This is a genomic window from Synechococcus sp. JA-2-3B'a(2-13) (genome assembly GCF_000013225.1).
Lineage (GTDB): Bacteria > Cyanobacteriota > Cyanobacteriia > Thermostichales > Thermostichaceae > Thermostichus.
Genome location: NC_007776.1, coordinates 1,860,398 through 1,887,190 on the forward strand (window position 1 = coordinate 1,860,398; position 26,793 = coordinate 1,887,190).

Consider the following 26,793-nt stretch of genomic DNA (forward strand, 5'->3'; position numbering starts at 1 on the left):
GTCTACTGGAACGGTGGGGCAGTATCCTCGAAAAGGGGGCTTTCAGGGTGAAGAGTTGTTTCTTAGGTTTCCTGAGTGTTCAGATAGATAGTTCTCAATCCAGCGCACCAGCCGCTGAGAGAGCACGAAAGCTTCTGGTTCGTCCCCTTTGATGCCGACTTGGCTGCTAAAGCAGGCGATGACCTCCTCGTTCAGCTCCGGTTTAGAAGGATCGCTGTGAAACTGCAACCGAACCTGACTTTGTACCTGGAAACTCTCTTGAGCTTGGTTGTCCAAAACCTCCTGGCCTACCCGATGTACCCGCACCCCTTGCAACTGAGCCAAGGGATAGGAAAACACCTGCTGCCGCCAAAAGCCCCAAGGGCCACGCAGGTGGGTCAGGGTCACCCGTTGGCTTTGGCAATCTAGATTCAGGATCTGCCCCAACCCCCAAGGGATCCCAGCCCACAGGCCCATCCCCACAGCCACCAAACCCAACAGCGGCGAACGAGCCCACAGTTGGGATCCCAAAATTAGCAGCACCAAGCCTGCTGCCGCCCGCCAAGCCAGTTGCTGAGAGGTAAACCGCTGTAGGGCAATGCGCAGCCGTTTGGGATTGCGCTCCAGAACCTGCGGATAGACCGGTGCCATGAAATGGGATCCCACTGCTTAGGCTAGCTTAACAGGGGTTGCTTTTCCCTAGGCGCTGAAGGCATCTTATCCGGGCATTGCGTTGGTGAAAAACTACAACTCCGGCTCGGCAAAAAACTCTGATAAATCCAGCGCAAATCCAGGGATCACCTCTCCACCTTCCAGGATGTCGCCGGGTTTCTTCAATGCTTCAGGCTCAGGCCGGCGATAGACCAGAACGTATTTCTCTTCAGGATGAATGATCCAGACCAGCCGGGATCCATTCTCAAAATACTCAACGAGCCTATCATGGATCTCTCCAATGGTGTTGGCATCGGAGAGAACTTCTACAGCCAAGTCTGGGGATCCCTCAATATAACCCCTTGGGATCCCGCCCAGAGATTGCAGTCGTTCTTTGGAAAAAAAAGAACAATCCGGAGAGCGGCGATTACCGGATTTCATTTTGAAGGAAGTATCGGAATCGAAGGTAAATCCAATCCTTTGACTGCGAACGTACGAGCCTAGAATGATATGAATCAAACTTACGTAGTACCCATGCTTTGCGCCTGCCGAGCCCACAGTAACCAGTTCTCCATTCACAACCTCATAGCGATTGCCATCCTCCGGTAAAGCCATAAACTCTTCGTCAGTCCAAATTTTTCGAGAAGCTGCCGGAGAACTATCAGCAGGTGCCTCGGCCAATTTTTCTCTTTCCAAAACCTCGACCATCATGACCTCCGCAATGAAAAACGGCTAAACCAACCAAGGGAGCCGGTCTGGGGTCAACACATCCTGAAGAGCGATCTGCACGCCCGGTAAGAAGTCAGCAAGCTGCCCTGAGGGATCCCCTTATTCAGGATCCACTAGGGATCCCATGAACAACACGGTTTGGGCCGCTGGGTTGCCGCCGGATCCGGAGGCCACAATGGCAAACCAGAAGGGCCGATCTGCCACAAATTGAAAGGGCTCTTGCCGGTCGACAGCAGTCCGGGAGACGATCACCCCAGTAGCGGCTGCCGCCTCGGATCCCTCTTCGTTCACTTCAATTGCTGCTTTGTGCAGGACTTTGCTGATCCGCGCTGGCTCTGGGGTCATCTGGCTGAAATCGGCTCGGTTGGAAAAGGCAACTCCCAGGCCCAACTGCTGCAGAACGGAAGTGAGATCCGTTTCATAAGCCAATTCAAATCTCGGGATCCGCACCGAACCTGCACGGGGGCGCAGGGATCCCGTCCATTCTTGCCAAGTTTCCGGGCTCAGCTCTGCCCGCAGCGATTCCAGATCCACTCCCTTCTTGGGCAGCAGGATCAACATTTCCAGCTCCCCTTCCCCGTAGGGCAGGCTCACCACCTGCAACTGCTCGGTCTCCAGGTAGTCGTAACGACCTGATTGAACCATCATGGGCACTCGGACGCGGCGGCCATCCAACCGAGTAAAGGGCTGAGTTTGGGTGCGCTCCGGATCGAAGGGCTGAGTCCACTCGCCTTTGAAGTAGATGGCATTGAGCAAAACCATCAAATCCTCGCGGCTGAGGCGATCCACAATGCGGTTGATCTTGCCCTGGGTGCGCTCGGCCACCCAGCCGTTGATCTGGTTCACCGTTTGCCGGGATCCCAAATTCACCCGATTCACCACCGCTTGGTAGTAGGTGGCCAAAGCCTGCAAAAACTGGGGCTGTAAGGTGAGGGTTTGATCCACCCAGAGGCCGTTGGCCGTTTGCACCTGGACTGGCCCTCCTGCCGGGGATCCCTCCGCCAGCCAGCCCACCATTTGGGCATTGCTCCAGTTCAACTCATTGAGGGAAAGGTCCTGTGCCTCCAGCACCTCGGCCATTGCCGTTTGAGTCTCCCCAGAGGCGCCGTTGTAGAGCATGCTCAGGGCCAGGCGGATGCTCAAGGGGGAGAAAAAGAGGTTCTCTTGGGGCTGCTGACGGAGCAGGTGATCAAACAGTTTCAGCGCAAAGCGGCTTTGGGCTTGTTGGGCCACGGTCTTTTCCCCATACCCTTCCCCATAGGTCACCGTTGGCTCAAAGGGAATCCGCACCGGGGTTTCCTGTGAACGGGATCCCATCCCGTGAGTGGGCCAGAGGCCCAGGCTCAGTAAACCCAGCAGAGCCAGAAGAGGGATCCGGCTCACCAAGGATCGATTAAACAGGTCTTTCATAGGGCTCTCCTGGCAGAGTCTATGGCTATGCTATCGGGTCGGTTGCGGGCTGCTCTTGCCCAGGGCCGCCATTCCGGCTGCGCTCAAGGGGGAAAAGCACAGGCAGCTTCCGGCAAGCAAGAATTGGCAAGGCTCTCCCAGGGGGGAACTTCCTGCATCCGGTTGGCCAAGTCGCGGCAGCAGCGTCCGGCGCGATAGGATGAAGCCTGCACAGGAGAGTGCCACATGGTTCTGTTCACGATACACGTTCCAAAAGGGTGCAGAGTCGCCTTGGGCCTGGCTCTACTGCTCCTGGGATCCGGCTTGGGATGTACTGCTGCCACGGAGAGATCTCCCGCCTCACAAACTCAGGTAACCGAAGCCATCTCTCCATCCCCCCCAGCCATAGGGCAGCCCCAGCAACTGCCGGTTGAAGCGGAAGTCACCCTTGCCGGCCAACGCTTTGAGCTAGAGGTGGCCCGCACCCCTGAGCAACAGCGCTTGGGCCTGATGTTTCGCACCGATTTGCCGCCGGATCGGGGCATGTGGTTTCCCTTTGATCCGCCCCAGCCAGCTTCTTTTTGGATGTTCAACACCCTGATCAACCTGGACATCATTTTCCTTCACCAAGGCAAGGTGGTGTACATTGCCGCCGATGTGCCCGGCTGCCCCGCCCAACCCTGCCCCACCTATGGGCCGCCTCCTTCCCAGTTGGTGGACGGTGTGCTGGAGTTCCGCGGCGGGACGGCTGCTGCTTTGGGTTTGGCCGTTGGAGATCCGGTCGAGATCCGAGAGCATGACTCTAGTCAATAATAAGCTCAACTATACTGAAAATAATGTATAATATGTTCAGTACGGATTACTACCAGTTGATCTTTACTGTTTACTTTCGAGTCTGCCAACATGGTAGCCAAAGCAAAGCAGAAAATTGGTAGTAAGACGACACGGAAACTGCGCTTTGGGTATTCTACTCAAAGCTTTGCGGGATACCGCCATTCTGGTTGGAAACAAACAGAATGCTATCGCTGCATAGTTGAACAGTGATGTTCAGCAGTGTTCAGCGTAAATGTATCAGCTTCAGCCCGTAGCCCCTTGATTTCTACCTCCCCTCTCCCTGAGGGAGAGGGGCCGGGGGTGAGGGAAGACAGGCTCGCAGATGATCTTTTGAAGAATCTTTGCGATGATTTTTGAGGGTTGCTAACTAAGCCTACAGAAGAGGCGACGACAAGCCCAAGAGCAGTTTGGCCACCGCAAGCGAGTCTATGGATGTCAGCAGCGTAAGTCATTGGATAGGGGTGGGGGCTGTCGCCCTAGCCTCCATCCTTTGGGCTGAGATCGTGCGGGATGTACGCCATTGGCTGGCCCACCGGTGGCCCTGGCTGATGCCCAAACACATCCTGCACCACCGCCTGTTCCGCCCCGACCTTAGCGTGGTGGATGCACAGCTGTACCGAGAATCCCAGTGGCACCACGACGTTCCCGAAGCAGCGACGATGATCCTGGCCGGGATCCCTTGGGTGGTGGTATTGGGCCAGGGATCCCTGCTGTACGGCCTGGCGGCAGCGGTGGGGGTGGTCTACTCGGCCAGTTTCTGGGTGGCTGGTATGCTGCGGGGTTGGGGGCTGGCCCTGCAGACGGATATCACCCACCAGCCGGGGCCTTTCCCCGTTCCTCCCAGCCAATGGCATGTCAACCGCGCCTACCACTGGCGGCACCACTTCGACGATACCAACGCCTATTTTTGCGGCACCCTGACTCTCGTAGATCGGCTCATGGGCACCAGTCTCTCCTTGAAAGGCAAGCGAGTAGCCGTCACCGGCGCCTCCGGCACCCTGGGCCGGGCCTTGCTCAAGCATTTTCACCAGCAGGGGGCCAAAGTCATCGCCCTCAGCTCCCATTCGGATTCGGTTCACATCGAAGTGGACGGCCAGATCCAGCCGGTGGAGACCGTTCGCTGGCAGGTGGGGCAAGAGGGATCCCTGGCAGAGCTGCTGGAGCGGGTGGATATCTTGGTGCTCAACCACGGCCTGAACGTCCACAGGCAACGGGATCCCGAGTCTGTCCGCCAGTCCTATGCCGTCAACACTTTCTCCAGTTGGCGCCTAATGGAGCTGTTCTTCCAGACGGTGCGCGGCAACCCTGAGATGGCCACCAAAGAGGTGTGGGTGAACACCTCAGAGGCTGAGGCTAGCCCTGCTTTCAGTCCCCTCTACGAGCTCTCCAAGCGGGCCCTAGGCGATCTGGTTACTCTGCGCCGCCTCGATGCTCCCTGCACAGTGCGCAAGCTCATCCTCGGCCCCTTCAAGAGCCAGCTCAATCCCATTGGGGTTATGTCGGGAGATTGGGTGGCCGCTCAGATCTTGGCCCAGGCCAAACGAGACTGCCGCAACATCATCGTCACCATCAACCCCCTGACCTACTTGCTTTTCCCGCTCAAAGAGCTGGCTGTGAGCACTTATTTCCGCTTGTTTAGCCGTCGGTCTCCAAGGACTCCGTCCCGCGAGCGCGAACAGCCAGGGATCCCTGCCCCCAACCCAGATCCTGCAGGTGGGGCCGAGTCCGGTGATTTGCCTTTGGTTTAGTTAAAAGGAACTAGATCCCAACCCGTTCCATAGCTCTATGGCATTGGGCGCAAAAGTGGAGTAAGACAAGAGCAGGTTCCTTGGCGTGCCAATACGAACTTTTGGGGAGCGAGAGTGCCCTCCTTGGGTTTGCAGAAATACAGCAGCTCGATCCCCGGTGAGCGTTGGGTGTGAGGAGTAGGAGTGAGCGTGAACATGGTGCGACGGTGGGTGGGCGCAGTGCTCTGCGTGGTGGGTGGGTCGTTGATGCCGGGGCTGTTGTCCGGCTGTGCCATCCCGATGCCTTCGGCATCTGCAGGGGTTTCTGAAGTGCAGGTGCGGTTGGTGCATGTGGCCCCCAATGCCCCTCGAATTGACTTGGAGGTGGGAGGGGTGAAGGCTGCTCGGGGTGTAGCCTATGGCTCGGTGAGCGAATACGTGCGCATACCGGCGGGCGAGTACGACATCGTTTTGTTTTCAACACCTGAGACTCTCAACCCTGGCCAGCCTGCGAGTTCTGCGGTTGCGGCCAGAACCGTAGCCAATCTCAGGGGCGGGGGAGTATTCTCGGTGGTTGCTGCCAACGAGCCGAATCGCATGACGGCCCTGGTGCTGGAAGACAACATCCATCCGCCCTTTGATCAAGCCCTGGTGCGGTTCGTCCACGCTGCCCCTGATGCGCCGGCCCTGCAATGGCAAGGGGAGCAGGGGCGGGTACTGCTGCCCCAGTTGGCGTTTGGACAAGTATCCACCTTTCAAGCTATGCGCCCCGGCTTTACCCAAATTCAAGTGGCCATAGCCCCTTCAGCCTCCGCGCCAGGTGTGCAGTCGGCTCCCAGCCGGAGCATTCCCCTGCAGCGGTTTGACCTGCAGCTGGAGGCGGGGAAAGTCTATACCCTCTATGTAGCGGGATTGTTGCGCAGCAATCCGGCCCTAAGCCTGGTGCTGGCAGAGGAAACTCGAGCTCGCAGGCTCCTATAGCCAAGGTGTTTCGGTCTCTCTTCTCCTTACACTGAGTTAAGGAATACCTCAGGGTGGGGGCAGATAGGGAATATGCTCTGTGGTGGAGCAGGCCAATGCCGTTGGCGTTCTCCGCTGCCAATATGATCTTAAAGGATCTCAGAATCCTAACATGCGGTGCGAAGCACTAGGGGATGCAGCCTGTGGATGCTTTGTTTCAAGTTGTGGTGCTGAATCAAACCCCAGATCCAGAACGGGTCATCTACCAGGCAATGCACCAGGATTACAGCCCTGATTTTGTCACCTCAGAAAGCCGGATCCCGGAAAAGTATGGAGAGGCGGTGGTGCGGCATTTGCTGGAGGGCAACCGTGGCCACTATGGGCCTCTAGAGCATCCTCAGATCACCTTTGGGGTGGGCTATTTTCCCCACGCCGTCATGCAACAGGCCCGTACTCATCGGGTGGGAATTTCTTTTGATGTTCAATCCTTCCGATATACAGGCCAGCAAATTGCCGATTTGGGCAAAAAGCTCTTGTTCGCGTCAGCGGTGCGGAGCACAACCGAGACTGCTGCTCCTGTTGGCGAGACCGGCTACGGTTGCGTCAGCGATCGCGTCAGCGGGCCGGAGGCCTATCGCGACAGCGGTGCGGAGCACATTGCGGAGCACAGTGGCGGGACGGAGTCCTCCTTGTCTTTGCAAGAGCTGGAAACTCTGTTTTACGTTCCTGCCAGCGTCAAGGAGGGCAAAGCCAAAACCCGCCAAGGCTGCAAGCCCATCTCCCCCGCAGCTTTGGATATCATTCTTGCGCAATATCGCAGCCAGGCCATTGCTTATTATCGCCTGGTAGAAGAGTGCGGATTGCCCTATGAAGATGCTCGCAACATCATTGGCTACGGGATCCGACAACACTTCGTGGTCTCTTTCAATTGCCGTAGTCTAATGCATTTTTTGGATTTACGAGCCAAAGAAGATGCTCAACGAGAAATTCAACATCTGTGTGAACTGATTTGGCCCCACTTTGAAGCGTGGTGTCCCCACGTGGCGGCCTGGTATCGTAAGCATCGCTGGGGAAAGGCTAGATTATCCCCCTAAACTTAGTTTAGATAGATATGCTCTGCTAACCCCTTCTGCGGCTAATCCTGTTTTTGATCTTTTGTTGGGTTACGGGTATGGATCCCGAAGCTTATGAGCAAATGGCAGGCTTGGAAGACCGGCATTGGTGGTTTTTGGGTCGCCGTCACATTCTGAGTCGGGTTATTGGATCCCTGTCGCTTCCCCCCTCTGCTTATATTTTGGAAGCTGGCTGTGGTAGCGGCGGCAACCTGGAGATGTTGTCCAGATTTGGCAAAGTTTGGGCTATGGAAAAGAGTGAAATTGCACTGCCGCTGGCCCAAGCTCGCGGTATTGGGATCGTGGCAGAGGGGGAGTTGCCAAACCGGATCCCCTTTGGTTCTCAACGATTTGATTTGATTGCTTTGCTGGATGTGCTGGAGCATCTGGAGAATGACAAAGAAGCTCTCCTAGCCCTCAGTCAAAGGTTAACCCCATCTGGCTACTTAGTTGTAACTGTTCCGGCTTATCCGTGGCTGTGGAGTTTACATGATGAGCTTAATCATCACAAGAGACGATATACCCGCGGGCAACTTTTGTCGTTGCTTAAAAGCTCAGGTCTAGAAGTTTATACCCTTGTTTTCTTCAACAGTTTTCTTTTCCCAATCATTTCAGGGATCCGCATAATGCAGAAAGTGCTTCGCCTGAGGGAAAGCCAAGATCTGAAAATGCCGCCGCTTTGGCTCAATCGACTGCTGACGGGTATTTTTGCTGCAGAAGCCTATCTGATACCTAAGTTTTCTCTGCCCTTTGGTGTATCTCTGCTGGCAGTAGCCGGCCCGGCAACGAAATCGTAGTATCCTGTCATCATTGCTGTTCTCAGACTGCACTTTGATCATTGCTTAAACTCTCATGTTTCGACATCCAATGTCTGCAATTCTGGTAGTTTCTACAACAGCCTTTTCCGACGGTACTTAACCCACTCAACAGGGATTTTTATCTGTTGCATGATGAGGATCCCAATTACTTAAAGAACTTATTTTGTGTTAGCAGCATGAAGTCCTTTGAAGCTGGGAAGGGCCGTCAATAGAATTATCTGGTGAGGGCTACCCATTCAAGTTTTGGTCAACACTGATCTTGTCCAATAGCCTCAGATGCACAATCTTTTCTGTAAGATTGTCAACAGTCTTGATGCCGAAGGAGATAACCCTTGGCCGAACGCGGCTATAAAACTCGTCTGGATCTGCATCGTTTGTGGGTGCCCTTGGCCTGTTTTGGCGATGGCCTTTGTATTTGGTTGGCCTTTGGGGCGGGCTACTGGCTGCGCAGCTTGCGTCCTCATCAGCTCTTGCCTTGGGATGTCTACGCGGCCTTGGGATTGTTGACCGCCCTCAGTTATTGGGGCATTCAGGCGGGCTTGGGCGGATACGGTGAGTCGAAGCGCTTGTCTCGCTTTGAAGAATGGGCCAGTTTGCTGGTGGGGTTGGGATTGACGTTTGGTTTGGTGCTGGCAGGGGCCTTTTTCGTTCGCTCGGTCTCTTTGTCGCGGCTGGTGGTGGGCTACGCCGGCTTGTTGGCTCTGCTGAGTTTGACTTTGGTACGGGTGGGGTTGCGGCTGGGCATGGGCTGGTTGTGCTCTAGGGGCTACGGTCGGCGGCAGGTCATCTGGGTGGGATCCTGGTCGGTGTTGGCGGAAGTGTTGGAGCGATTGCAGCGATCCCCGCAGTTGGGCTTCCAGGTAGTCGCCTGGGCAGGCGTAGAGCAAGGCTCTTTTGAGGAAGATCCCCCATCTCAAAATGGGGATCCCTGTCAAGATTCATATCCAGTACTAAACACCGCCCGCCCTACCTCTGGCGGGGTTGAGTCTGCCGACAGGACTCTGTCCGGCTCATCCCGAGGAACCCTCTCCTGCTTGTGCAGTCAGCTTGAGCCTTCCTGGTCGGCTCTTGAGCGTCTGGATCTGGTCCATTTGATTGCCTATCTGCAAGCCCACCCAGAAGTGCAGGAGGTGTGGTTTGGGCAACCGGAGCTGGCAACTGCTCCTCTGTTGCTCAGTTTGCAAACATTGTCGGTGCAGGTGCGCTTGGTGCCGGATATCTTAAGTTTTTTAACGGTGAACTTCAGCCTGCAGTCTCTCGACGGGATCCCGCTGCTAACTCTGCGTCAGCCCCCTTTGCGCTACGCCCACAACCGGTTCCTCAAGCGAGCTGTAGACATCCTAGGAGCTTCCCTGGGCCTGATCTTGCTTAGCCCTCTGTTTTTGATTATTGCCCTGCTGGTAGCCTGCAGCAGTCCTGGCCCCATTCTGTATTGGCAAGAGCGGGTGAGCTTGGACGGGCGTCGCTTTTGGATTGCCAAGTTCCGCACCATGCGAGTGGATGCTGAGGCAGCCGGCCAGCCGGGCTGGACGCGCCCCGGGGATCCGCGCCGAACCAAGATAGGAGCCTTTTTGCGCCGCACCAACCTGGACGAGCTGCCCCAACTGTGGAACGTCCTGAAAGGGGAAATGAGCCTAGTGGGCCCCCGCCCAGAGCGGCCCTACTTTGTCGAGCAGTTTAGCCAGGAGATCCCCAAGTATCCGGATCGGCATTTGGTAAAAAGTGGCCTCACCGGCTGGGCCCAGATCCACGGCCTGCGGGGAGATACCAGCATTGCCCGCCGCACCCAGTATGATCTCTACTATGTGCAAAACTGGTCGCTGTGGCTGGATCTGCGCATCCTGGCCATCACCTTCTGGCAAGGGATCCGCGGACGGCTGGCCGGATACTAGGGGTTAGCGTATGCCATTCTCCCCCCAAGAGCTGCTCTACGAGGGCAAGGCCAAGCGCATCTACCGCACTGCCGATCCCAGGGTTTATCTTTGCCAATACAAAGACGACGCCACCGCCTTCAACGCCCAAAAGCGGGGATCCATCGCCGGCAAGGGAGAGGTGAATTGCACCGTCTCCAGCCATGTGTTTGCCTACCTGGCGCAGCAAGGGATCCCCAACCATTTCTTGGCCCAGACCGGCCCCACCGAGATGCAGGTGCGAGCCTTGCACATCCTGCCTTTGGAAGTGGTGGTGCGCAACCGCACCGCCGGCAGCCTCTGCAAGCGCCTGGGCCTGGAGCAGGGGCTTCCTATCCAGCCGCCGCTGGTGGAGTTCTATTACAAAAACGATGCCTTGGGGGATCCCTTGGTAACCCCCGACCACATCCGCCTATTGCAGCTGGCCACGCCGGAGCAGGTGGAGCGCCTCGGATCCCTGGCTTTGGCCATCAACAACCATCTGCAGGCTTTCTGGCGAAGCTGCCGCCTAGAGTTGGTGGACTTTAAGCTGGAGTTTGGCCTGGACGAGAAGGGAGAGATCCTGCTAGCCGACGAGATTAGCCCCGATACCTGCCGTCTTTGGGATCGGGGGGGATCTGAGCCGCGGGTGCTGGATAAAGATCTCTTTCGCTTTGATCTGGGGGATCCGGTGGCTGGCTATCAAGAGGTGTTGCAGCGGGTGCTTCAGGCAGTGGGATCCCAATTCCTTCTCTGATACATTTACGCTGAACACTGCTGAACATCACTGTTCAACTATGCAGCGATAGCATTCTGTTTGTTTCCATTCGCGTTAGCGGGACGGAGTCCAAACAGAATGGCGGTATCCCGCAAAGCTTTGAGTAGAATACCCAAAGCGCAGTTTCCGTGTCGTCTTACTACCAATTTTCTGCTTTGCTTTGGCTACCATGTTGGCAGACTCGAAAGTAAACAGAAAGATCAACTGGTAGTAATCCGTACTGAGCATATTATACATTATTTTCAGTATAGTTGAGCTTATTATTGACTAGAGTCATCCTCTATCCTTGGTTGACCCTGGGCCTGCTGGTTCCTCTGGCCTATTGGTGTTGCTCTCGCTGGGTTTTTGCCCTGGCCGTGGTGAACTTTGGCCTGGCGTTGCAAGGGTTAGCCGAGCGTTTGGGCAGCTCTTTCCAAGGTTTAACCCTTTTGCATCTGCTTGGTGTTGCAGTTGTGTGGGGGTTGGGTCTGTGGCACCAACGCCATAAGCCTTGGCTAAGCCGGGTTTTAACTGAAGGAAGGGATCCAGAGCTTCCCGGCGAGCTGGAGCAAGGCTTGGATTTGGCCCCGACGGCCCAGAACTTGGCTCTGCTGGGGTTGGGTGTCCTGCTCTATGTCTGGAGCTTTGTCGGGACGTGGGTCGATCTTTCCGAGGATCCCCTCTGGAACGCTGGGGATCCCTGGGCGAGCTTGTCGGCAGTGGGGTTGCTGCTGCTGACGGGCTGGGGCTGGTGGCAGGGTTGGCAGGAGAAGAGATCCCAGCCCGTTTCGTCTTGGCTGAAGGATGCTGCTGTTCTGATTTCTCTGGTTGCCTTGGCGCTTTTGCTGGGGATCGGCAGCGCTGTGCCTTTGAACGTGACGGCAGGAGCAGCCTTGGTCCTCTTTGCCCCCTGGATAGTGACCTTGCTGTTGCTGGGGCTGTCAGCAGTGCTCTGCTGGGAAGGGCTACAGCAAGGGCGGCGGGGGCGCTTCTGGCAGGGACTGTTGGGGCTAACCCTGGTGGTGCTGACCCGCTTTTTCGAGTACCCAACCGGCCTGTTGGCCAAGTCGGCGGTGTTGGTGGCCTGTGGGATCGGGGTGATCTGGATTGGGCTGAAGTTTGAGCGGCGCATCTTCTCCAGATCCTAAGTTTTCTTTCCCTTCTGGGAAGCCAAGTCCGCTTGGTTTAATTTGGTTTAACTAAGCGCACCTTAAGGCAAAGACCTAAATTAAGCTTAATTAAATTTCACAAGGTTTGAGGAACCTGCTCGTATTCCGGAAAGTCTTTGCTACCAGATTCCAGATTATTTTTCCTCTCCGTCGGCTTTAGCTGTAACTGAGGAAGAACGGGCATCTCTATACTTTTAAGGTTTGGAGAACACAGATGAAAGCAGGACTTCACTTGGGCATTTTGGCTCTACTACTCACACCGTTTTGGGAGAGTGGTTTTCTTCCAGGTACTGCCTTGGCTCGAGATCATTTTTTGGTGGCTCAGGCCCCGGAGCCAGCTAGGCAGCCTATGCCTTCTGTGCCTAGATCGATACCCTCCCCAGTTCCCATAGCTCCGGCAGAATCCTCAGAAACTGTAGATGAGCTATTCCGCCAGGTTCCTTTCCCCCCTTCGCCAAGACCTCTGCCTGGCCTTCCGTGCTCGAGACCCATGGTGTTGCGCTCAGTAACCCTCAGCGCTCCTCCGCCAAACCCTGCTTCACCCCTTCAATCGGAGCTTCCAGCCCAGATTTGGACAACTCTCCAGGGCCCTTTCGGGACAGTCAACTGGGGAGAGCCCCAAGCCAATAAACTCTTTGCTCATACCTTCCAATGGAGCCCCCCTTGTAAAACCGGCTGCCGGATGGGAGGCACCCTTACGTTTACCTATCGCAATAACTTGCAGGCAACAAGTAACACAACTCCTGATGCCGGGAACGACAAGTACTACCTATACAACGGCGGGACTTTAACTCAAGCGGGGTTTTTGTATACTTCCCCAAGTCCGCCTGGCCAAACCTTCACCAAAACTCTAACCCTCTCGCCGGCAGAGATTGCCAACAACCGAGTGACCTTAGTAGTTCAAGATGATACGGCGGTTTTGCAAGCTAAGCTAGAGCTTAGATACTGCTGCTGCGAATGCGAATTTCCTATTTGAGTGCAATTCACGTAGGGGGGACTTCATTGTTCCCCCTTTTCTTCAGCTGACCCTAGCTGAAGTTCTCAAAGCCTACTCAGAAAAAGTAGGAAAGCCTAACGGCGGGCCTGGGCAAAAATGGCTTGCAAAATCTCGTCGGCCCCCTGCTGTTTTAGCTTTTCTGCAAGAGCCATCCCCACTGCCTCGGGATCGGCGGTGGATCCCGTCTGAGTATCGCGGATGAGCCGCCGGCCATCCAGGTCGGCCACCATACCGGTTAGGTGCAGCGCCTCCCCTTGGACTTGGCTGTGAACGCCAATGGGCACTTGACACCCTCCTTCCAAAGCCCGCAGGAAAGCTCGCTCTGCCAAGCAGCGGGCTGTGGCCTCCGCATCGGCCAAGGGTCGGATAAGCTCCAGAATCCGCTCATCTCCCTGCCGACACTCGATTCCCAGGGATCCCTGCCCAACCGCGTACAGAGACACGCCGGGATCCAGCACCTCGTGGATCCGGTCGGCTTTGCCCAGACGCTTCAAGCCGGCCACCGCCAAAATCAGGCCGTCGTACTCTCCCCGCTCCAGCTTGGCCAAGCGGGTGTTGAGGTTGCCCCGCACATCCTTAAAGTGCAAGTGGGGAAAGGCATGGCGCAGTTGGGCCAGCCGCCGCAGCGATGAAGTGCCGATCACCGTCCCCTCTGGCAGGGTGGCCAGTCGGTAATCCCGGAACTTTTCCCCCACCACCAAAGCATCCAGGGGATCCTCCCGCCGCGTGATCGCCCCCAACACCAAGCCCTCCGGCAGGCGAGTGGGCAAGTCTTTAAGGCTGTGTACCGCCAAGTCGCTGCTGCCGTTGAGCAGGCTAACCTCCAATTCCTTGGTAAAGAGACCTTTGTCTCCAATTTTGGCCAGGGCTACATCCAGGATGATGTCTCCCTGGGTGGAGAGGGTGTTGAGCTCCAGAGGTAATCCCGGATGGTGTTCTTGCAACTGACCCATCACCCACTGGGTCTGCACCAAAGCCAACTCGCTTTTTCGAGAGGCGATCCGCACCGGCTTGGTGATCCCAGCAGAGGGTTTGAAGGGGGTCGAAGCCAGTTCACTCATGGCTGCCGCAAAAAAGAACACTGCCTCTCACGCTAGCCGAATCTGTGCCAGGGCAAGGCGGCGGCCTTTAAGATCCTTAACCAAAATTGCAGTTTCCCGAAATCAAGACTTTACCGCAGGGATCCCAGCCGGTAGGATAAGTAGATGGATTCTCCGGCTCGGCGGGGGAGGATCCGGTCTGTCAAGCTCCTCTTCCCCAACCCCAGAGCTTTTGAGGGGAGCTTTCTACAATGGGCACAAGCCCCTGGTTTGGTTGGTCGTCTGCCTGGATGAGTCTTATGGAAGAAAACAACGTCAGCAACGGCACTCAATTACTGCTCAAACGCAACATTCCCGTTAAGGTGGTGGTCACACCCCTTTGGAAAAAGGAAATGCAGGAGCAATTGGAGCGGCAGATCGAAGCCACCGATGCTCAGATGCAACAGCTGGAGTTTCAGGGCAAGCGGGCTATTGCCGAACTGGAGAAACAGAGCCCCAACCCCAACAGCCCCCAAGTGCTCCAACAGGTGGAAGCGGTGAAAAGCCGCGTGAACGAGCAGAAAATCCGCCTCTTGGATCAGAAAAACCAATTGTTGCAGCAGATCAACCAACTGAGCACCCTGGAGCTTAACCAAGAAGTGCTGCAAGGCAATGTGGAGAGCTTCTTCCGAGTCCAAAAAGGAGACAACCTGATCCAGAAAATGCAGGTCGAGATCCTTCTGGAAGATGGGGTGATCAAAGAGATTCGCGGTAACCCATAGGCTACTCACCCCCTTGCCGGAGAAGCGGCAGTCGGGATCCCCAATTTTTCTCGCCTGTAGGTTCTCGAGAACTCCGTTTCGCCAACACAATGGGTGACAATAGGTAACAACCTCTTAACGGCCTTTGGGTTAACGCTTGGGCAGGCTGGTGAGGTTGGGTAGCGTTGTCGCCCGTGGGAGGATCCCCATGTCTGAGTTTGTCTGGTCAGAGCCAGAGCCTCTCGAGGATCTTCATCTTCCCGATTGGTTGCTCACCTCGGCCCAGCGCCGCCGTCTCAAGGCTCTGCTGGTTCTGGCCATGGTGTGGGGGTTGGTCAGCCTGATGCATGTGGTGCCGACGGCCCGTTGGATCACCGTTGGTTTGGCCACGTTCATGGTGATCCACATTAGCCGCTTATTTCGCCTGCAACCGGCGACCTCCCTGCCCCCTCTGAGACTTCCTCCTGCCGCTGCGACCCGCCGGGATCCCAGGTCAACAGATAACAGCGATGACCCTAACAACAATGACTCTGTCCTGCCAATGCAACGGGATGGGCAGAGCGGGCTTTCTGAGTTGGGCGGGCTGGCCTTGCCCCGTGTGGCTGTGTTGATCCCAGCCAAGAATGAGAGCGCAGTGCTCCCACGGCTGTTGCACAGCTTGACCCAGCTCCGTTACCCCACCAGCCATCTGGAGCTGTGGGCCATCGACGACAACAGCAGCGATGCCACCCCTGAAGTTCTGCGGGAAGCCCAAAAGTGGATCCCGCATCTGCGGGTTTACCGGCGGCAGCCGGGGCGGGGCGGGGGCAAGTCCGGTGCCCTCAACGAGGTACTGCCCCTGACTCAAGGGGAGATCATCCTGGTCTGCGATGCCGATGCTGTGGTGCCCTCGGATTTTCTTGCCCGCACTCTGCCCTTGTTTGTTCAAGTGGGAAGCCTGCGCAGCCGTTTCAGCAGACGGACGGTAGGCGCTGTCCAGGTGCGCAAGGCCCTGAGCAACCCCAGCGTCAACTTCTGGACTCTGGGGCAGGTGGCGGAAATGGCCTCTGATGCTTACTTCCAGCAGCAGCGCGTGGCTGTGAGGGGTATTGGCGAGCTACGCGGCAATGGCCAACTGGTGCGGCGAGATGTTTTGGAAAAGTGCGGCGGCTGGAACGAGGCCACCCTCACTGACGACTTGGATCTCACCTTTAAGCTGCACCTGGCGGGCGTAGATATCGCCTTTCTGCCAGAGCCGGCCATCGTCGAAGAAGGGGTCACCTCTTGGAAAAGCCTCTGGCACCAGCGCTGCCGCTGGGCAGAAGGGGGCTACCAGCGCTATCTCGACTACTGGCCAGGGATCCTCGGTCGCCGGATGGGGATGGCCAAAACAGTAGATCTCTGGGCCTTCTTTATTTCTCAGTACTTGCTGCCGATGGCCTTGGTTCCCGATACCCTCTGGGTGCTGTTGACGGGCCACTCCTCGGTGCTGCTCCCCTTGAACGCTCTGGTGATGGGCTGCTTGACGGTGGCTTTTTACCGGGGGCTACGCCAGGTGGAGGGCTTGCGCGGACGGCGACTTTGGTGGCACACCGCCCTGGGCTTGGTCTACATGCTCCACTGGCTGCCGGTTATGATCGCCACAACCGCTCGCATGTGTGTACAGCCCAAGCGCCTAAGGTGGGTGAAAACTGTTCATCACGGCGCTTGAGGTCAGCAAGTTGGATCCAATCCTGCTATCCTAGTCAAGCACCTGCTCACGCCCTGCTCGACCATGGCCCGCCTCTACTACGACACCGACGCCAATCTGGAGCCTTTGGCCGATAAAACCGTTGCCATCATCGGCTATGGCAGCCAAGGCCACGCCCACGCCCTCAATTTGCGCGATAGCGGTGTCCAGGTCATCGTTGGCCTTTACCCTGGCAGCCCTTCCTGGCCCAAAGCCGAGCAAGACGGCTTGATGGTCAAAACGGTGGCGGATGCTGCCGCTGCCGCCGACTGGGTGATGATTTTACTGCCCGATGAAGTGCAAAAGGCCGTTTTCCAGGGCGAAATCCGTCCCCACCTGCAGCCGGGGAACGTGCTCCTCTTTGCCCATGGCTTCAACATTCACTTCGGGCAGATCCAGCCGCCGGCAAACGTGGATGTCATCATGGTTGCCCCCAAAGGCCCTGGGCACTTGGTGCGGCGCACCTACCAAGCGGGGGAAGGGGTGCCCTGCCTGTTTGCCGTCTATCAAGATGCCTCGGGAATGGCACGGGAGCGGGCCATGGCCTATGCCAAAGCCATCGGTGGCACGCGGGCCGGCATTTTGGAAACCACCTTCCGGGAAGAGACCGAAACCGACCTCTTTGGCGAGCAGGTGGTGCTCTGCGGTGGTCTGACGGCTCTGATCAAAGCGGGGTTTGAAACCTTGGTGGAAGCGGGCTACCAGCCGGAACTGGCCTACTTCGAGTGCCTGCACGAGGTGAAGCTGATCGTGGATCTCATTGTCGAGGGGGGCTTGGAGAAAATGCGCCACAGCATCTCCAACACGGCAGAATACGGCGACTACACCCGTGGCCCCCGCATCATCACGGAGCAAACCCGCGCTGAAATGAAACGGATCCTCGCCGAGATTCAAAGCGGCCAATTTGCCCGTGAATTTGTCTTGGAAAATCAGGCCGGCAAGCCAGGGCTTACTGCGATGCGGCGCCGCGAGGCCGAACACCCCATTGAACAGGTGGGCAGGGAGCTGCGGGCCATGTTTAGCTGGCTAAAGAAATAGTCGGGTATCTGGAGCTGAGGGTAGACCATCTCTGTGCTGGATCTGAAGCTGCTGCGGGATCGCCCTGAACAAGTACGCCAAGCCCTGCAAAATCGCCGGGCCACAGTCGATCTGGACGGGATCCTGCAGTTGGATCGGGAGCGGCGGCAGTTGGAGACCCGCAAGGGATCCCTGCAGGCCGAAAGCAACAGCCTCGGCAAAAAAGTCGGCGAGATCATCCGCCAGGGGGCGGATCCCCAAGGCCCCGAAGTGGCGGCCCTGCGGCAGCGGGGGGTGGATCTCAAGGCCGAGATTGCCCAACTGGAGCAGCAGGAACGGGAGCTGGAAGAGGAGATTCGTGCTCGGCTGCTTACCCTGCCCAATTTGCCCCTGCCCAGCGTGCCGGTTGGCCGAGATGAGGCCGACAATGTAGAGGTGCGCCGCTGGGGTGAGGAGCTAAAGCCGGCCCATCCTGTCCTTCCCCATGACGAGATTGCCGAAAAACTGGGGTTGCTGGAGATTGGCCGTGCGGTCAAAGTGGCCCAAAGCCGCTTTGTGGCTATGGTAGGGGCGGGCGCGGCCCTGGAACGGGCCTTGATTGCCATGATGCTGGAGCGCCACATTGCAGCCGGCTACACCGAGGTGATCCCGCCCTTTTTGGTCAACAGCGCTGCTTTACAGGGGACGGGGCAATTGCCCAAGTTCGCCGAAGATAGTTTTCGCTGTGCTGATGACGACCTGTGGCTGATCCCGACCGCGGAAGTTCCCCTCACCAACCTGTACCGGGATGAGATGATCCCTGCAGAGTCTCTTCCTCTCTACTTCTGTGCTTACACCCCATGTTTTCGCCGCGAGGCGGGCAGCTATGGCCGCGACACCAAGGGGCTGATCCGATTGCACCAATTTCAAAAAGTGGAGCTGGTCAAGGTCACTCGCCCAGATCAATCGGAAGCCGAACACGAGAAGCTGGTGCAGGATGCCGAGGCCATCTTACAGATGCTGGAGCTGCCCTACCGGGTGGTGGAGCTGTGTAGCGGCGATTTGGGCTTTGCGGCAGCCCGCTGCTTTGACTTGGAGGTGTGGTTCCCCTCCCAAAATCAATACCGCGAGATCTCCAGTTGCTCCAACTGCTGGGACTTTCAGGCCCGCCGTGCTAACCTGCGCTACAAAGAAGCCGGCCAGAAAGGCACCCAGTTTGTCCACACCCTGAACGGATCTGGCTTGGCGGTGGGGCGCTCTCTGGCTGCCCTGCTGGAAAATCACCAACAGCCGGATGGCTCGATTCGCATTCCCAAGGCGCTGCGTCCCTTTCTCAGCTCCCGGTTTCTCTCGGAAGACGGGATCCTCATTCCTGCTGCCTGAGCTCAAACTCAACAAGATTGGATTGAGATGCTCCTGCCCAGATAGGCGGGTGTTCCCATCTTTTCTCCGACGACGGAGAATTGCAAGCTGTCTCACGGCAGTTTTTTGAAACCTCTGAAATGAACAACCTTGACCTGCCCCCGGCTCTAAAGGGCGAGGATCCCTAACACTTCACAGAGACGATCCACCTGACGGTAGCCTCAATCTTTAGGGTCATTTCAAGTTAGGTTGAGACACTTCCCAAGTGCTCTGCGGTACCGCTTCCGCTATGCAAAAGGGGAGAGGAGCTAGGAAGCAATGCATTCCTACCTTCCTGCCGGGCTGTCCTTCCGCTCAAGATTTGCCCTTGAGGCGATCCAACTCAGCTTGCAATTCGGCGATCTTCTGGCGCAGACGGGCCGCTTCCGAAAGTTCGATGGCCGTGCCTGCCTCGCCCTCGGTATCGCTAATGTCATCAATGGTGATCTTGCGGGGGCCGGCAGTTTGTCTGTATTCCCCCTTGCGGTTGGCGTTGGCAGCGATGGCATCCATGTAAGCCCGCGCCTCCTCAGCGGTCATCGCCCCCCGCTCCACCAGCTCGTCCACCAAAGCTTGCGCCTGCTTGCGCAATTCCATCAGACGGCTACCCGCTTTGCCAGCCACCTTGGCAGCATTATCCGCGGCCACAGCGGCCAGACCCATGCCGAGGTAGAAAGCCTTTTGAGCCCAGTTGGCGAGGGGATTGTCTGTCTCGGACATTGCTAGGACAAGGGGGAGAAAGGCGAGAAGGGGAATGACCCAGCAGAGAGGAAAGTGGGGTAGCAAAGGGCGACCCGGGTTGACGCGCCTGCTCTGAGCATCCCGTGGTGCTGCTATCTTCCGATCCTGACACGGTTTGGGCGTCGGAGCTGCACGGACCCAGGTCTTTCAGTAGCCTAGCATTTTTCCGTTCTGCCCTGCTCGGCTTTCTTGGGCAACAGATGGATTGCTCAGGGGGCTAGGGAGTTTCAGGCGGCTCCAGATAAACAGGGATCCGTTCCACAGCCGTATCGTTGCGCTGCACTTCCTGTTCCTGAACTTGAGGAAGGGTCACCGGCAAGGTCACTGGCTGGGCAACAAAACAACTGGCCACCGGCAGGGCTTGCTCCAGCTCATCCAGAGGGCGCGGGATCACCGCCACCGCGTGCAGTTCCCCAATGCGCTCTGCTTCGTACATGCCGGCATCGATGGCAATGGCCACGTTGGCTACCGTACCGCGGATAATGGCCGTACATAGGCCATCCCCAATGGTCTCGTAGGCCGCCAGTTGGACATCCGCGGTTTTGAGCATGACATCGGCAGCTCCTACCATTGCCGGGAAGCCGCGAGTTTCCAGCAGGCCCACGGCCAAGTTACTGAGGCGGCTGTAGCCGCGGTTTTGTGCCAGTTGAGACAGCTTGCTGCTGATCGGCAGTACCACTTCCAAGTTGGGCAGGGGGCGCGGGATCACCAAACTGGAGATCTCCTCTTGGTCAAACTGGCGGGCCAGCTCAATTCCCTCCTCAATGGCAATGCGCACATCGGCAATTCCCCCCCGCACAATGGCTGTGCAATAGCCCCCCGAGGTTTTCTCAAAGCCGATCAGCGTCACGCCTGCCGACTTGGTCATGGCGTCAGCAATGCGCACGATGACCGGAAAGCTGCGCGTCTGAATCAGGCCCAGGGAGGTTGACATCGGCATCCTAACTACTCACGCCAGTTTAGCCATCAGAGCCGGCTATCCCCAGAGGAGAGCACCTGTCGATGGGGATAAATCTTGCTCAAGAGGCGATCCAATTCCCAATGGCCAGGGATCCCGTTGAGGTTGCGCGTTTTGGTCCTTGGGGAACCGGACTTTTCTTGGGTTTGCTCGGCAGCTTCCTGCCAGCGGCGGGTTTGCTTTTCAACATTGGCCACCGGAGAACTGGGTGGGGGAGACGGCTCAGGCGACATCTCTGGAGCCATTTCCACTGCCGCCGGCGAGGGCTCTGCCGGGATGGGCTTGCTGCCGCCCGCCTCCTGGAGATCGAAACCATAGGTGGGATCCCCGATCAGCGAGCCGGGGGGAATGACTGCTTGGCTGAGCACCGAACAATTCAGCACTGTGGTTTCTGAGCCGATGCAGGCGTTTTTGCCGATGGTGCCCTGCCCGATCACCAGCACCCCCATTCCCAAGGTTGCTCCCGCCTCCACGATGAGGGATCCCCCACAGGCGTGCAGAACGGATCCCATGCCGATACACGCGCCGCGCCCGATGTGAATTCGACAGCCGGGGTTGGCCCGCAGCAGCACCCCTGCCCCAATCCCCGCCCCGGCTTCCACCTGTACCTCACCACTGACAAAATAGCGAGTTTCGTCGTTCTGGCCAGGCAAGGCGCGGAGCGTCATGGAGTTGGGCAAAGTAGAGGCCAACAAAGTGCTCCTCATCGCTGGGGGGTTGGGCTTGAACCAACAGAGGTCAAAAAAAGCTGGGATCCCTCAAGGGGTTTGGATGATTTGCTCCAGCACTCGCCGTTTGGCCTTGGGATCGATCCCCAGCAGGCGAACGTATTCTCCCTGGTGTTCCGCCAGGCAGGCTTCTAGAGCCGCCACCACTTGCGGCACTTGGGTGGCCTCGATGGGGCTACAGCTTTGCCAGGAAGACGTGCGAAAACGGCGCTTGTCCGCATGTTCGGTGCCGATGCGGTAGCCTTGGCTGAGCAACTGCTGCACCTGAGCCACCACCTCGGCGCTGAGGCGGGTGCCAGAAAGGGATCCCTTGGGGGCAGAAGCAGGAGCCGCGGCAGCAGCAGCAGATTTTCCGCTAGGGGTTTGGATGATGCGCTCATAGACCCGCCGTTTGCCTTTGGGATCGATCCCCAGCAGGCGTACATACTCTCCCTGGTGCTCCGCCAGGGCAGCCGTCAGCTTAGCCAACACCTCTGGCCCGCGGGTGGCGCGAATGGCCGGCCCACTCTGCCAGGAAGAGGTTTTGAAGCGGCGCTCGTCGGCATACTCGTAGCCAATGCGGTAGCCTTGGGCCAGCAGCCGATGCACCTCCTCCTGCACCTCCAGATCCAGGCCGGCACTGCCCCCTGCCGCAGGAGCCGTATCTGCCACCACGCCGGTTCCTGCAGGACTGCTGCTCACCTGGCCTTGCGGGGTTTGAATGACCTTCTCCAGCACCCGCCGCTTGCCTTTGGGATCGATCCCCAACAGGCGCACATATTCTCCCTGGTGCTCTGCTAGGGCAGCCTGAACAGCGGCCAGGATCTCCTGCGGCTGACCGCTCAAATTGCCCAAGGTCTGCCAAGAAGAGGTGCGGTAGCGGCGGGCATCGGCCACCTCCAGGCCAATGCGATACCCCTGCGCCAACAAAGTCCGGATCTCCTCCTCCAGCCCTGAGCCAGAGCGAGAGCCGACCGCCCCAGAACCCGGAGCAGCGGCTGCCGAGACGCGGCTGGGCATCCCAGAAACCAGCGCCGGCCCATCGGGGGTTTGGATGATTTGCTCCAGCACCCGCCGTTTAGCCTTGGGATCGATCCCCAGCAGGCGCACATATTCCCCTTGGTGTTCTGCCAGGATGGCCCCCAATGACTGCACCACCTCCGCCTCGTGGGTGCTGGTGATTGGGCTTTCGCTTTGCCAGGAAGAGGTTTTGAAGCGGCGAGCATCGGCATACTCTAGCCCCACGCGATAGCCTTGGGCCAACAGGGCACGAATTTGCTCCACCACCTCCGGCTTGAGAGGGGATCCGCCGCCGTTCCGGCCATTGCCGCGATGGGAAGAATGAGTCATGGGTGCCGTCTCCGTAGCCGTTGAGTTAGAGGTGCGCTGCAGTTCGTTGCGGATGGGAGCGATACAGACGAGGTTTTCGCTGCACTGGTAGCCCTCTCGCAGGGCTTGGTTGATGCCGATCACGTGTTGGGCAAACTTGGCATCGCTATCCTGGACGTCGGGCAGCCGGTCGGCCTCGGCCTGGGTGGTGATGATGGATCCAGAAGGCACGTACTTGCCTGGGGGGATCTCCACATCCTGGATCAGGCAATGCAACATGATGATGCAGCCATCCCCAACCCGAGCGTTGAACACCGTCGAGCGGAAGCCAATAAAGCAGTCGTTGCCCACGTAGGCCGGCCCGTGGATCAGAGCCATGTGGGCAATGGAAGTGTTTCTGCCAATCCAAACGGAGTAGGGTTGGCCGTCTTCTCCTATCACCCGCCCCTGTTCCAGGCCGTGGATGACCACCCCATCCTGAATGTTGGATCTGGCGCCAATGTGGAAGGGGGATCCCTCGTCAGCGCGAATGGAAGTTCCCGGGGCGATCAGCACCTCCGCTTCCACCCGCACATCCCCAATGAGGTTGGAGAAAGAATGCACGTAGGCTGTGGGATCGATCTTAGGCTCCGCCAGTCGGCGAGACCAGGGCGTTGGCGGTGCAGCATAGGTGTGAGCAGGCATAACCGTGAGCCTCTAGAACGCAGTAGGGCGGACAAGGGCAGCAAGAGAGATGAGAAGGGAAGGGATCCCAGCTAGCGTTGATCGCGCTTGTTGTAGAGAGAGCGACCGCCAACGCTGACGGTATCGATGATCGCCATCACCACCGCATCCAGCGGGCGAGTCTGGTTTCCTTGCGGCTGGCGAGCGGCACTGCCTTGGCTAACCAGCACCCACTCGTCAATGCCGGCCCCCACCGGATCGGCAGCCACAGCGTAATCGGGTTGCGGCTGGCCCTCGAGATCGACGTACTGCACCAACAAAAACTTCACGCCCGTTAAGCTGGGATCCTTCTGGGTGCTGGTGACGGTGCCCCGCACAATGGCAATACGCATCAGGGACGGGTGAAGGGACGGATGGCATTTACCCCTTCGCGGAACTGAGCCACATCCTCGGTGTAGCGAATGGGCAACACGTACTCCAGGTTCTCGTGGGGACGGGCGATAATGTGCCAAGACAACAACTGGCCGCCGTTCACCCGCTTCACCGAGTCAATGCCGGCAGCCACCGAGGCTTGCACCTCCGAGACATCCCCCCGCACGATCACGGTGACCCGACCGCTGCTGATTTTCTCGTAACCCACCAGGGTAACGCGGGCGGCCTTGACCATGGCATCGGCAGCTTCTACCACTGCCGGGAAGCCCAGGGTTTCGATCATTCCAACTGCAATAGCCATAGGTACTCCTTACGCTGAAAGTGAAAGTGGGGTGCGAACTTTCTGGGGTGCGAACTTTACTGAAGTGGGGACTAGGTGCGGAACTGCTCTACCGCCTCGGTATAGCGGATGGGCAACACAAACTCCAGGTTCTCGTGGGGACGGGCAATGATGTGGTGGGAGAGAATCTCACCCCCGCTCACCCGCTTGGCAGACTCCAAACCGGCAGCCACCGAGGCTTGCACCTCCGAGACATCCCCCCGCACGATCACGGTGACCCGACCGCTGCCGATTTTCTCGTAACCCACCAGGGTAACGCGGGCTGCCTTGACCATGGCGTCGGCAGCTTCTACCACTGCCGGGAACCCGCGGGTTTCGATCATTCCAACTGCAATAGGCATATCAACTCTCCACTTTTGAACACACTCAGTTCCTGAACGCTGTCGAACCCAGCAACAAGGTAAATTGATCTCGCTTATTGGGTTCGCTCATGCAATCTGATACATTTACGCTGAACACTGCTGAACATCACTGTTCAACTATGCAGCGATAGCATTCTGTTTGTTTCCAACCAGAATGGCGGTATCCCGCAAAGCTTTGAGTAGAATACCCAAAGCGCAGTTTCCGTGTCGTCTTACTACCAATTTTCTGCTTTGCTTTGGCTACCATGTTGGCAGACTCGAAAGTAAACAGAAAGATCAACTGGTAGTAATCCGTACTGAACATATTATACATTATTTTCAGTATAGTTGAGCTTATTATTGACTAGAGTCATGCTCCTTTCGATTTCATCAGAGAGATCCTCTGCCCAAATCTCGATTGACAGCTTTTCCCGGCGACACCTACCCCAGCCACCAGAGACCCCCCTCTGAGGGGAGAAGGCTCTGAGCCACAGACCTCCGACTGAAGTCAGAACAGGTTGTAGGAGCCATCAGGGTTAACCGCAACTGTCACTCAGGCGGGCAAAGCTGCCAACTCTGAGCTAAGTCCACATCTTTCTTGTACACAATCGATCATACAAAATCGATTAGGACGACTCAGAGAAGGGATCCCCGACTTAACAAAATGATATCCCCACTCAATCCTGGACGAAAATCAATATTTTTAATTAGCACGATAGCTTTTTATTAAGAGAGGCAAAATTGTTATCAATTCAAAAATAATTCTTGACATCTTTTCAACTTTCACCGCTCATCGACTCCTGGATCATCGGCGCAGCGAGGGGGGCACTTCCAGGCCGTGGGCTTCCATGAGGTCGGCTTGGCCCATCAGGTGGGCTGGGGATCCCTGGGCCCAGATCCGCCCTTGATCCAACAGGATGACCTGATCGCACACCTCCAAGATCAGCTCCAGATCGTGGGAAGCCAGCAGAAAAGTGTGGGCGGCCTGTTGCAAAAAAACCATCAACCGGCGCCGGGCTCGCAAATCGAGGTTGGCTGTCGGCTCATCGTAGAGCACCAACTGGGGCTGCATCGCCAGGATCCCGGCAATGGCAACCATGCGCTTTTCCCCACCAGAGAGGTGATGGGGGGGACGATCGGCCAAATGGAGGGTGCCGGTCATCTGTAGGGCGGCCTGAACGGCAGCCGCAATCTCCGCCTCAGGACGGGCCAAATTGCGCAGTCCAAAGGCCACATCTTCGGCCACCGATGGGGCAAACAGTTGGTCGTTGGGATCCTGAAACACCAACCCCACCTCAGGGCGAAACTGGCCGGGCCGCAGCGGCTGGCCAAACAAACTCACCTGGCCAGAGCAGGGGGGCAACAGGCCGCAGAGGGTGAGGAACAGGGTAGTTTTACCCGCGCCATTGGGGCCGATCACCCCCAGATGTTGCCCGACCTCGACCCGTAGATCCAGCCCTTGCAGCACCGGCGGATGACCGGGATAAGCTGTCCACAATTGGTTCACCTCCACCGCCGGCACCGGGTTCATAGCAAAGCTAGGGCATCCGCACGTCTTTCCAGCGCTCCTGGGTGGCCGTGGGGGTAAGTTGCAAGGTGGGCACACTGGGGCTGGTGAGGTCAATCTGGACGATGTCGTCGGGCGTACACTCGCAGTAGCGGCGCAGATCCCGCATTTGGTTGAGGGTCTGAATTTGCAAGGGCAAGCGGTCGGAAATCGGCCCCAGGTAGACGTTGCCCAGCTCAGTATGCAGGGTAATTCCCGCTCCAGATTGCCAATCCACTGCCCTAATCTGGATTTCGGATTGCTGCAAAGCCTTGAGCAACAGCGCCCATTGGTCTGGGGTGTGGTTCTCCCAGCCCAGCAGCTCCAGATCAGGCCAAGACTTGGGGGAACGGTAGGGATCCGGAGACAGCCAGTTGCCCTGGACATCCACCCAGCCCATCTGGTCGCCCCATCGCGCCCGCGCAACAGGTTGCCGTTCTCGCACCTGGACGATTACCCCCACCGGCAGCAGCCGTCGCTGCACCTGGACGCTTTCGATGGGAGAGGGGCGGGTCGGGGATCCCAGCAAAGCCCTTTCCAAAACAGCCGGTTGCACCTGCCAAATGTTGAGGGGATACTGCAGGGGCAATTGTGCCCGTATCCAGGCGGGATCGACCCAGTGGGCACCCTTTACCTGAATCTGTTCTGGCTGACGAATTTGCCAGTGGGGCTGCCGTAGGCCCAGCACCAGCAGCGCCAAGAGGGTCATCGAACCGGTCAGGCGCCAGGATCCCTGCCAGAATCGGCTGCGCCGTTGCCGACGCAAAAGCTGCCTACGCTGCAGGATTTGTTCACGGTTGGGAGCAGCCAGGAGTGCCATGGATCCCCCTTCACCCCATC

Annotated in this window: 26 protein-coding genes, 1 other RNA gene and 1 pseudogene; 13 read left to right on the top strand and 15 right to left on the bottom strand. The window is 57.6% G+C overall.

Translation table 11 applies throughout. From position 1 onward, the window contains the following. Positions 1 to 42 precede the first annotated feature (42 nt). The 3 genes from CYB_RS08445 to CYB_RS08455 form a co-directional block, all read right to left on the bottom strand. The gene (locus CYB_RS08445; RefSeq protein ID WP_011433373.1) at positions 43 to 630 is read right to left on the bottom strand and encodes a hypothetical protein; all 588 of its coding nucleotides are present in this window, start codon (positions 628 to 630) and stop codon (positions 43 to 45) included. Positions 631 to 723: 93 nt separating this feature from the next. Continuing rightward, positions 724 to 1,338 carry a Uma2 family endonuclease gene (locus CYB_RS08450; protein ID WP_011433374.1) on the bottom strand — a complete coding sequence of 205 codons (615 nt, stop codon included), beginning with the start codon at positions 1,336 to 1,338 and terminating at the stop codon, positions 724 to 726. 120 nt (positions 1,339 to 1,458) lie between these two features. Continuing rightward, positions 1,459 to 2,769: a serpin family protein gene (locus CYB_RS08455; RefSeq protein WP_011433375.1), complete on the bottom strand. Its 1,311-nt coding sequence runs from the start codon at positions 2,767 to 2,769 to the stop codon at positions 1,459 to 1,461. A 21-nt stretch (positions 2,770 to 2,790) separates the two neighbouring features. Between CYB_RS08455 and CYB_RS15165 the strand changes: the two genes are divergently transcribed. From CYB_RS15165 to CYB_RS08495, 9 genes are all read left to right on the top strand, one after another. Then, positions 2,791 to 2,967, top strand: coding sequence for a hypothetical protein (locus CYB_RS15165; protein WP_011433376.1), 177 nt, complete (start codon positions 2,791 to 2,793; stop codon positions 2,965 to 2,967). A 27-nt stretch (positions 2,968 to 2,994) separates the two neighbouring features. After that, entirely contained in the window at positions 2,995 to 3,561 is a 567-nt protein-coding gene (locus tag CYB_RS08460; RefSeq protein ID WP_011433377.1) for a DUF192 domain-containing protein, read from the top strand. A gap of 449 nt (positions 3,562 to 4,010) precedes the next feature. Continuing rightward, positions 4,011 to 5,330 carry a bifunctional sterol desaturase/short chain dehydrogenase gene (locus CYB_RS08465; protein WP_011433378.1) on the top strand — a complete coding sequence of 440 codons (1,320 nt, stop codon included), beginning with the start codon at positions 4,011 to 4,013 and terminating at the stop codon, positions 5,328 to 5,330. Between the two features lie 195 nt (positions 5,331 to 5,525). After that, a complete protein-coding gene (locus tag CYB_RS08470) occupies positions 5,526 to 6,290 on the top strand; it encodes a DUF4397 domain-containing protein (RefSeq protein WP_011433379.1) in 765 nt (254 codons plus the stop codon). Positions 6,291 to 6,463: 173 nt separating this feature from the next. Then, positions 6,464 to 7,363, top strand: coding sequence for an FAD-dependent thymidylate synthase (locus CYB_RS08475; RefSeq protein WP_041436581.1), 900 nt, complete (start codon positions 6,464 to 6,466; stop codon positions 7,361 to 7,363). Between the two features lie 77 nt (positions 7,364 to 7,440). Continuing rightward, positions 7,441 to 8,178 (top strand): class I SAM-dependent methyltransferase, encoded by a 738-nt coding sequence (locus CYB_RS08480; RefSeq protein WP_041436582.1) that lies wholly within the window; start codon positions 7,441 to 7,443, stop codon positions 8,176 to 8,178. A gap of 353 nt (positions 8,179 to 8,531) precedes the next feature. After that, positions 8,532 to 10,091 carry a sugar transferase gene (locus CYB_RS15380; protein ID WP_011433382.1) on the top strand — a complete coding sequence of 520 codons (1,560 nt, stop codon included), beginning with the start codon at positions 8,532 to 8,534 and terminating at the stop codon, positions 10,089 to 10,091. A gap of 10 nt (positions 10,092 to 10,101) precedes the next feature. Continuing rightward, positions 10,102 to 10,845, top strand: a complete 744-nt coding sequence (gene purC, locus CYB_RS08490) for a phosphoribosylaminoimidazolesuccinocarboxamide synthase (RefSeq protein WP_011433383.1) — start codon at positions 10,102 to 10,104, stop codon at positions 10,843 to 10,845. A 284-nt stretch (positions 10,846 to 11,129) separates the two neighbouring features. Beyond that, entirely contained in the window at positions 11,130 to 11,993 is an 864-nt protein-coding gene (locus CYB_RS08495; protein ID WP_041436585.1) for a hypothetical protein, read from the top strand. 1,092 nt (positions 11,994 to 13,085) lie between these two features. Here CYB_RS08495 and hemC read toward each other — a convergent pair. After that, on the bottom strand, positions 13,086 to 14,072 hold the full coding sequence (gene hemC, locus CYB_RS08500) for a hydroxymethylbilane synthase (RefSeq protein WP_071818198.1): 987 nt from the start codon (positions 14,070 to 14,072) through the stop codon (positions 13,086 to 13,088). Positions 14,073 to 14,350: 278 nt separating this feature from the next. Here hemC and CYB_RS08505 point away from each other — a divergent pair, with 278 nt between their 5' ends. The 4 genes from CYB_RS08505 to serS all read left to right on the top strand — a co-directional run bounded on the left by CYB_RS08505 (position 14,351) and on the right by serS (position 18,878). Beyond that, positions 14,351 to 14,812, top strand: coding sequence for a YlqD family protein (locus CYB_RS08505; RefSeq protein WP_011433386.1), 462 nt, complete (start codon positions 14,351 to 14,353; stop codon positions 14,810 to 14,812). Between the two features lie 187 nt (positions 14,813 to 14,999). Then, a complete protein-coding gene (locus CYB_RS08510; RefSeq protein WP_011433387.1) occupies positions 15,000 to 16,481 on the top strand; it encodes a glycosyltransferase in 1,482 nt (493 codons plus the stop codon). A gap of 63 nt (positions 16,482 to 16,544) precedes the next feature. Continuing rightward, positions 16,545 to 17,537: a ketol-acid reductoisomerase gene (gene ilvC / locus CYB_RS08515; protein WP_011433388.1), complete on the top strand. Its 993-nt coding sequence runs from the start codon at positions 16,545 to 16,547 to the stop codon at positions 17,535 to 17,537. Positions 17,538 to 17,570: 33 nt separating this feature from the next. Further along, positions 17,571 to 18,878 (top strand): serine--tRNA ligase, encoded by a 1,308-nt coding sequence (serS, locus tag CYB_RS08520; RefSeq protein ID WP_011433389.1) that lies wholly within the window; start codon positions 17,571 to 17,573, stop codon positions 18,876 to 18,878. A 333-nt stretch (positions 18,879 to 19,211) separates the two neighbouring features. On the opposite strand, the gene CYB_RS08525 is transcribed toward serS, so the two are convergent. The 11 genes and pseudogenes from CYB_RS08525 to CYB_RS08565 all read right to left on the bottom strand — a co-directional run bounded on the left by CYB_RS08525 (position 19,212) and on the right by CYB_RS08565 (position 26,773). Further along, positions 19,212 to 19,616, bottom strand: a complete 405-nt coding sequence (locus CYB_RS08525; protein WP_011433390.1) for a hypothetical protein — start codon at positions 19,614 to 19,616, stop codon at positions 19,212 to 19,214. A gap of 68 nt (positions 19,617 to 19,684) precedes the next feature. After that, positions 19,685 to 19,782: signal recognition particle sRNA small type (gene ffs / locus CYB_RS14375), an RNA gene on the bottom strand. A gap of 72 nt (positions 19,783 to 19,854) precedes the next feature. After that, on the bottom strand, positions 19,855 to 20,577 hold the full coding sequence (locus tag CYB_RS08530) for a carbon dioxide-concentrating mechanism protein CcmK (RefSeq protein ID WP_369791754.1): 723 nt from the start codon (positions 20,575 to 20,577) through the stop codon (positions 19,855 to 19,857). Positions 20,578 to 20,603: 26 nt separating this feature from the next. After that, positions 20,604 to 21,287 (bottom strand): hypothetical protein, encoded by a 684-nt coding sequence (locus CYB_RS08535; RefSeq protein ID WP_238376729.1) that lies wholly within the window; start codon positions 21,285 to 21,287, stop codon positions 20,604 to 20,606. 66 nt (positions 21,288 to 21,353) lie between these two features. Beyond that, the gene (locus CYB_RS08540) at positions 21,354 to 23,315 is read right to left on the bottom strand and encodes a ribulose bisphosphate carboxylase small subunit (RefSeq protein WP_011433393.1); all 1,962 of its coding nucleotides are present in this window, start codon (positions 23,313 to 23,315) and stop codon (positions 21,354 to 21,356) included. Between the two features lie 71 nt (positions 23,316 to 23,386). Next, complete coding sequence (locus tag CYB_RS08545) at positions 23,387 to 23,686, bottom strand: EutN/CcmL family microcompartment protein (RefSeq protein WP_011433394.1); 300 nt, start codon at positions 23,684 to 23,686, stop codon at positions 23,387 to 23,389. Then, a complete protein-coding gene (locus tag CYB_RS08550; RefSeq protein WP_011433395.1) occupies positions 23,686 to 24,027 on the bottom strand; it encodes a carbon dioxide-concentrating mechanism protein CcmK in 342 nt (113 codons plus the stop codon). Before CYB_RS08550 ends, CYB_RS08545 begins: the two co-directional genes overlap by 1 nt. A 71-nt stretch (positions 24,028 to 24,098) precedes the next feature. Beyond that, positions 24,099 to 24,407 carry a carbon dioxide-concentrating mechanism protein CcmK gene (locus CYB_RS08555; protein WP_011430450.1) on the bottom strand — a complete coding sequence of 103 codons (309 nt, stop codon included), beginning with the start codon at positions 24,405 to 24,407 and terminating at the stop codon, positions 24,099 to 24,101. A gap of 138 nt (positions 24,408 to 24,545) precedes the next feature. Further along, positions 24,546 to 24,729, bottom strand: a pseudogene (locus tag CYB_RS15665) (hypothetical protein); the annotation flags it as partial. A 483-nt stretch (positions 24,730 to 25,212) separates the two neighbouring features. Continuing rightward, positions 25,213 to 25,938 carry an energy-coupling factor ABC transporter ATP-binding protein gene (locus CYB_RS08560; protein WP_011433396.1) on the bottom strand — a complete coding sequence of 242 codons (726 nt, stop codon included), beginning with the start codon at positions 25,936 to 25,938 and terminating at the stop codon, positions 25,213 to 25,215. A 7-nt stretch (positions 25,939 to 25,945) separates the two neighbouring features. Beyond that, on the bottom strand, positions 25,946 to 26,773 hold the full coding sequence (locus tag CYB_RS08565; RefSeq protein WP_011433397.1) for a cell division protein FtsQ/DivIB: 828 nt from the start codon (positions 26,771 to 26,773) through the stop codon (positions 25,946 to 25,948). Positions 26,774 to 26,793: the final 20 nt, after the last annotated feature.

What these genes read in the sequence shown, in the direction of transcription:
- CYB_RS08565 (WP_011433397.1), bottom strand. Translation starts at nt 26,773, where the DNA reads ATGGCACTCCTGGCTGCTCCCAACCGTGAACAAATCCTGCAGCGTAGG.
- CYB_RS08445 (WP_011433373.1), bottom strand. Translation starts at nt 630, where the DNA reads ATGGCACCGGTCTATCCGCAGGTTCTGGAGCGCAATCCCAAACGGCTG.
- CYB_RS08530 (WP_369791754.1), bottom strand. Translation starts at nt 20,577, where the DNA reads ATGCCGATGTCAACCTCCCTGGGCCTGATTCAGACGCGCAGCTTTCCG.
- CYB_RS08480 (WP_041436582.1), top strand. Translation starts at nt 7,441, where the DNA reads ATGGATCCCGAAGCTTATGAGCAAATGGCAGGCTTGGAAGACCGGCAT.
- CYB_RS15165 (WP_011433376.1), top strand. Translation starts at nt 2,791, where the DNA reads ATGGCTATGCTATCGGGTCGGTTGCGGGCTGCTCTTGCCCAGGGCCGC.
- CYB_RS08510 (WP_011433387.1), top strand. Translation starts at nt 15,000, where the DNA reads ATGTCTGAGTTTGTCTGGTCAGAGCCAGAGCCTCTCGAGGATCTTCAT.
- CYB_RS08560 (WP_011433396.1), bottom strand. Translation starts at nt 25,938, where the DNA reads ATGAACCCGGTGCCGGCGGTGGAGGTGAACCAATTGTGGACAGCTTAT.
- CYB_RS08475 (WP_041436581.1), top strand. Translation starts at nt 6,464, where the DNA reads ATGCAGCCTGTGGATGCTTTGTTTCAAGTTGTGGTGCTGAATCAAACC.
- CYB_RS08455 (WP_011433375.1), bottom strand. Translation starts at nt 2,769, where the DNA reads ATGAAAGACCTGTTTAATCGATCCTTGGTGAGCCGGATCCCTCTTCTG.
- CYB_RS08465 (WP_011433378.1), top strand. Translation starts at nt 4,011, where the DNA reads ATGGATGTCAGCAGCGTAAGTCATTGGATAGGGGTGGGGGCTGTCGCC.
- CYB_RS08505 (WP_011433386.1), top strand. Translation starts at nt 14,351, where the DNA reads ATGGAAGAAAACAACGTCAGCAACGGCACTCAATTACTGCTCAAACGC.
- CYB_RS08545 (WP_011433394.1), bottom strand. Translation starts at nt 23,686, where the DNA reads ATGCGTATTGCCATTGTGCGGGGCACCGTCACCAGCACCCAGAAGGAT.
- CYB_RS08540 (WP_011433393.1), bottom strand. Translation starts at nt 23,315, where the DNA reads ATGCCTGCTCACACCTATGCTGCACCGCCAACGCCCTGGTCTCGCCGA.
- CYB_RS08555 (WP_011430450.1), bottom strand. Translation starts at nt 24,407, where the DNA reads ATGCCTATTGCAGTTGGAATGATCGAAACCCGCGGGTTCCCGGCAGTG.
- CYB_RS08550 (WP_011433395.1), bottom strand. Translation starts at nt 24,027, where the DNA reads ATGGCTATTGCAGTTGGAATGATCGAAACCCTGGGCTTCCCGGCAGTG.
- CYB_RS08525 (WP_011433390.1), bottom strand. Translation starts at nt 19,616, where the DNA reads ATGTCCGAGACAGACAATCCCCTCGCCAACTGGGCTCAAAAGGCTTTC.
- purC (WP_011433383.1), top strand. Translation starts at nt 10,102, where the DNA reads ATGCCATTCTCCCCCCAAGAGCTGCTCTACGAGGGCAAGGCCAAGCGC.
- CYB_RS08450 (WP_011433374.1), bottom strand. Translation starts at nt 1,338, where the DNA reads ATGGTCGAGGTTTTGGAAAGAGAAAAATTGGCCGAGGCACCTGCTGAT.
- hemC (WP_071818198.1), bottom strand. Translation starts at nt 14,072, where the DNA reads ATGAGTGAACTGGCTTCGACCCCCTTCAAACCCTCTGCTGGGATCACC.
- CYB_RS08470 (WP_011433379.1), top strand. Translation starts at nt 5,526, where the DNA reads ATGGTGCGACGGTGGGTGGGCGCAGTGCTCTGCGTGGTGGGTGGGTCG.
- ilvC (WP_011433388.1), top strand. Translation starts at nt 16,545, where the DNA reads ATGGCCCGCCTCTACTACGACACCGACGCCAATCTGGAGCCTTTGGCC.
- CYB_RS08460 (WP_011433377.1), top strand. Translation starts at nt 2,995, where the DNA reads ATGGTTCTGTTCACGATACACGTTCCAAAAGGGTGCAGAGTCGCCTTG.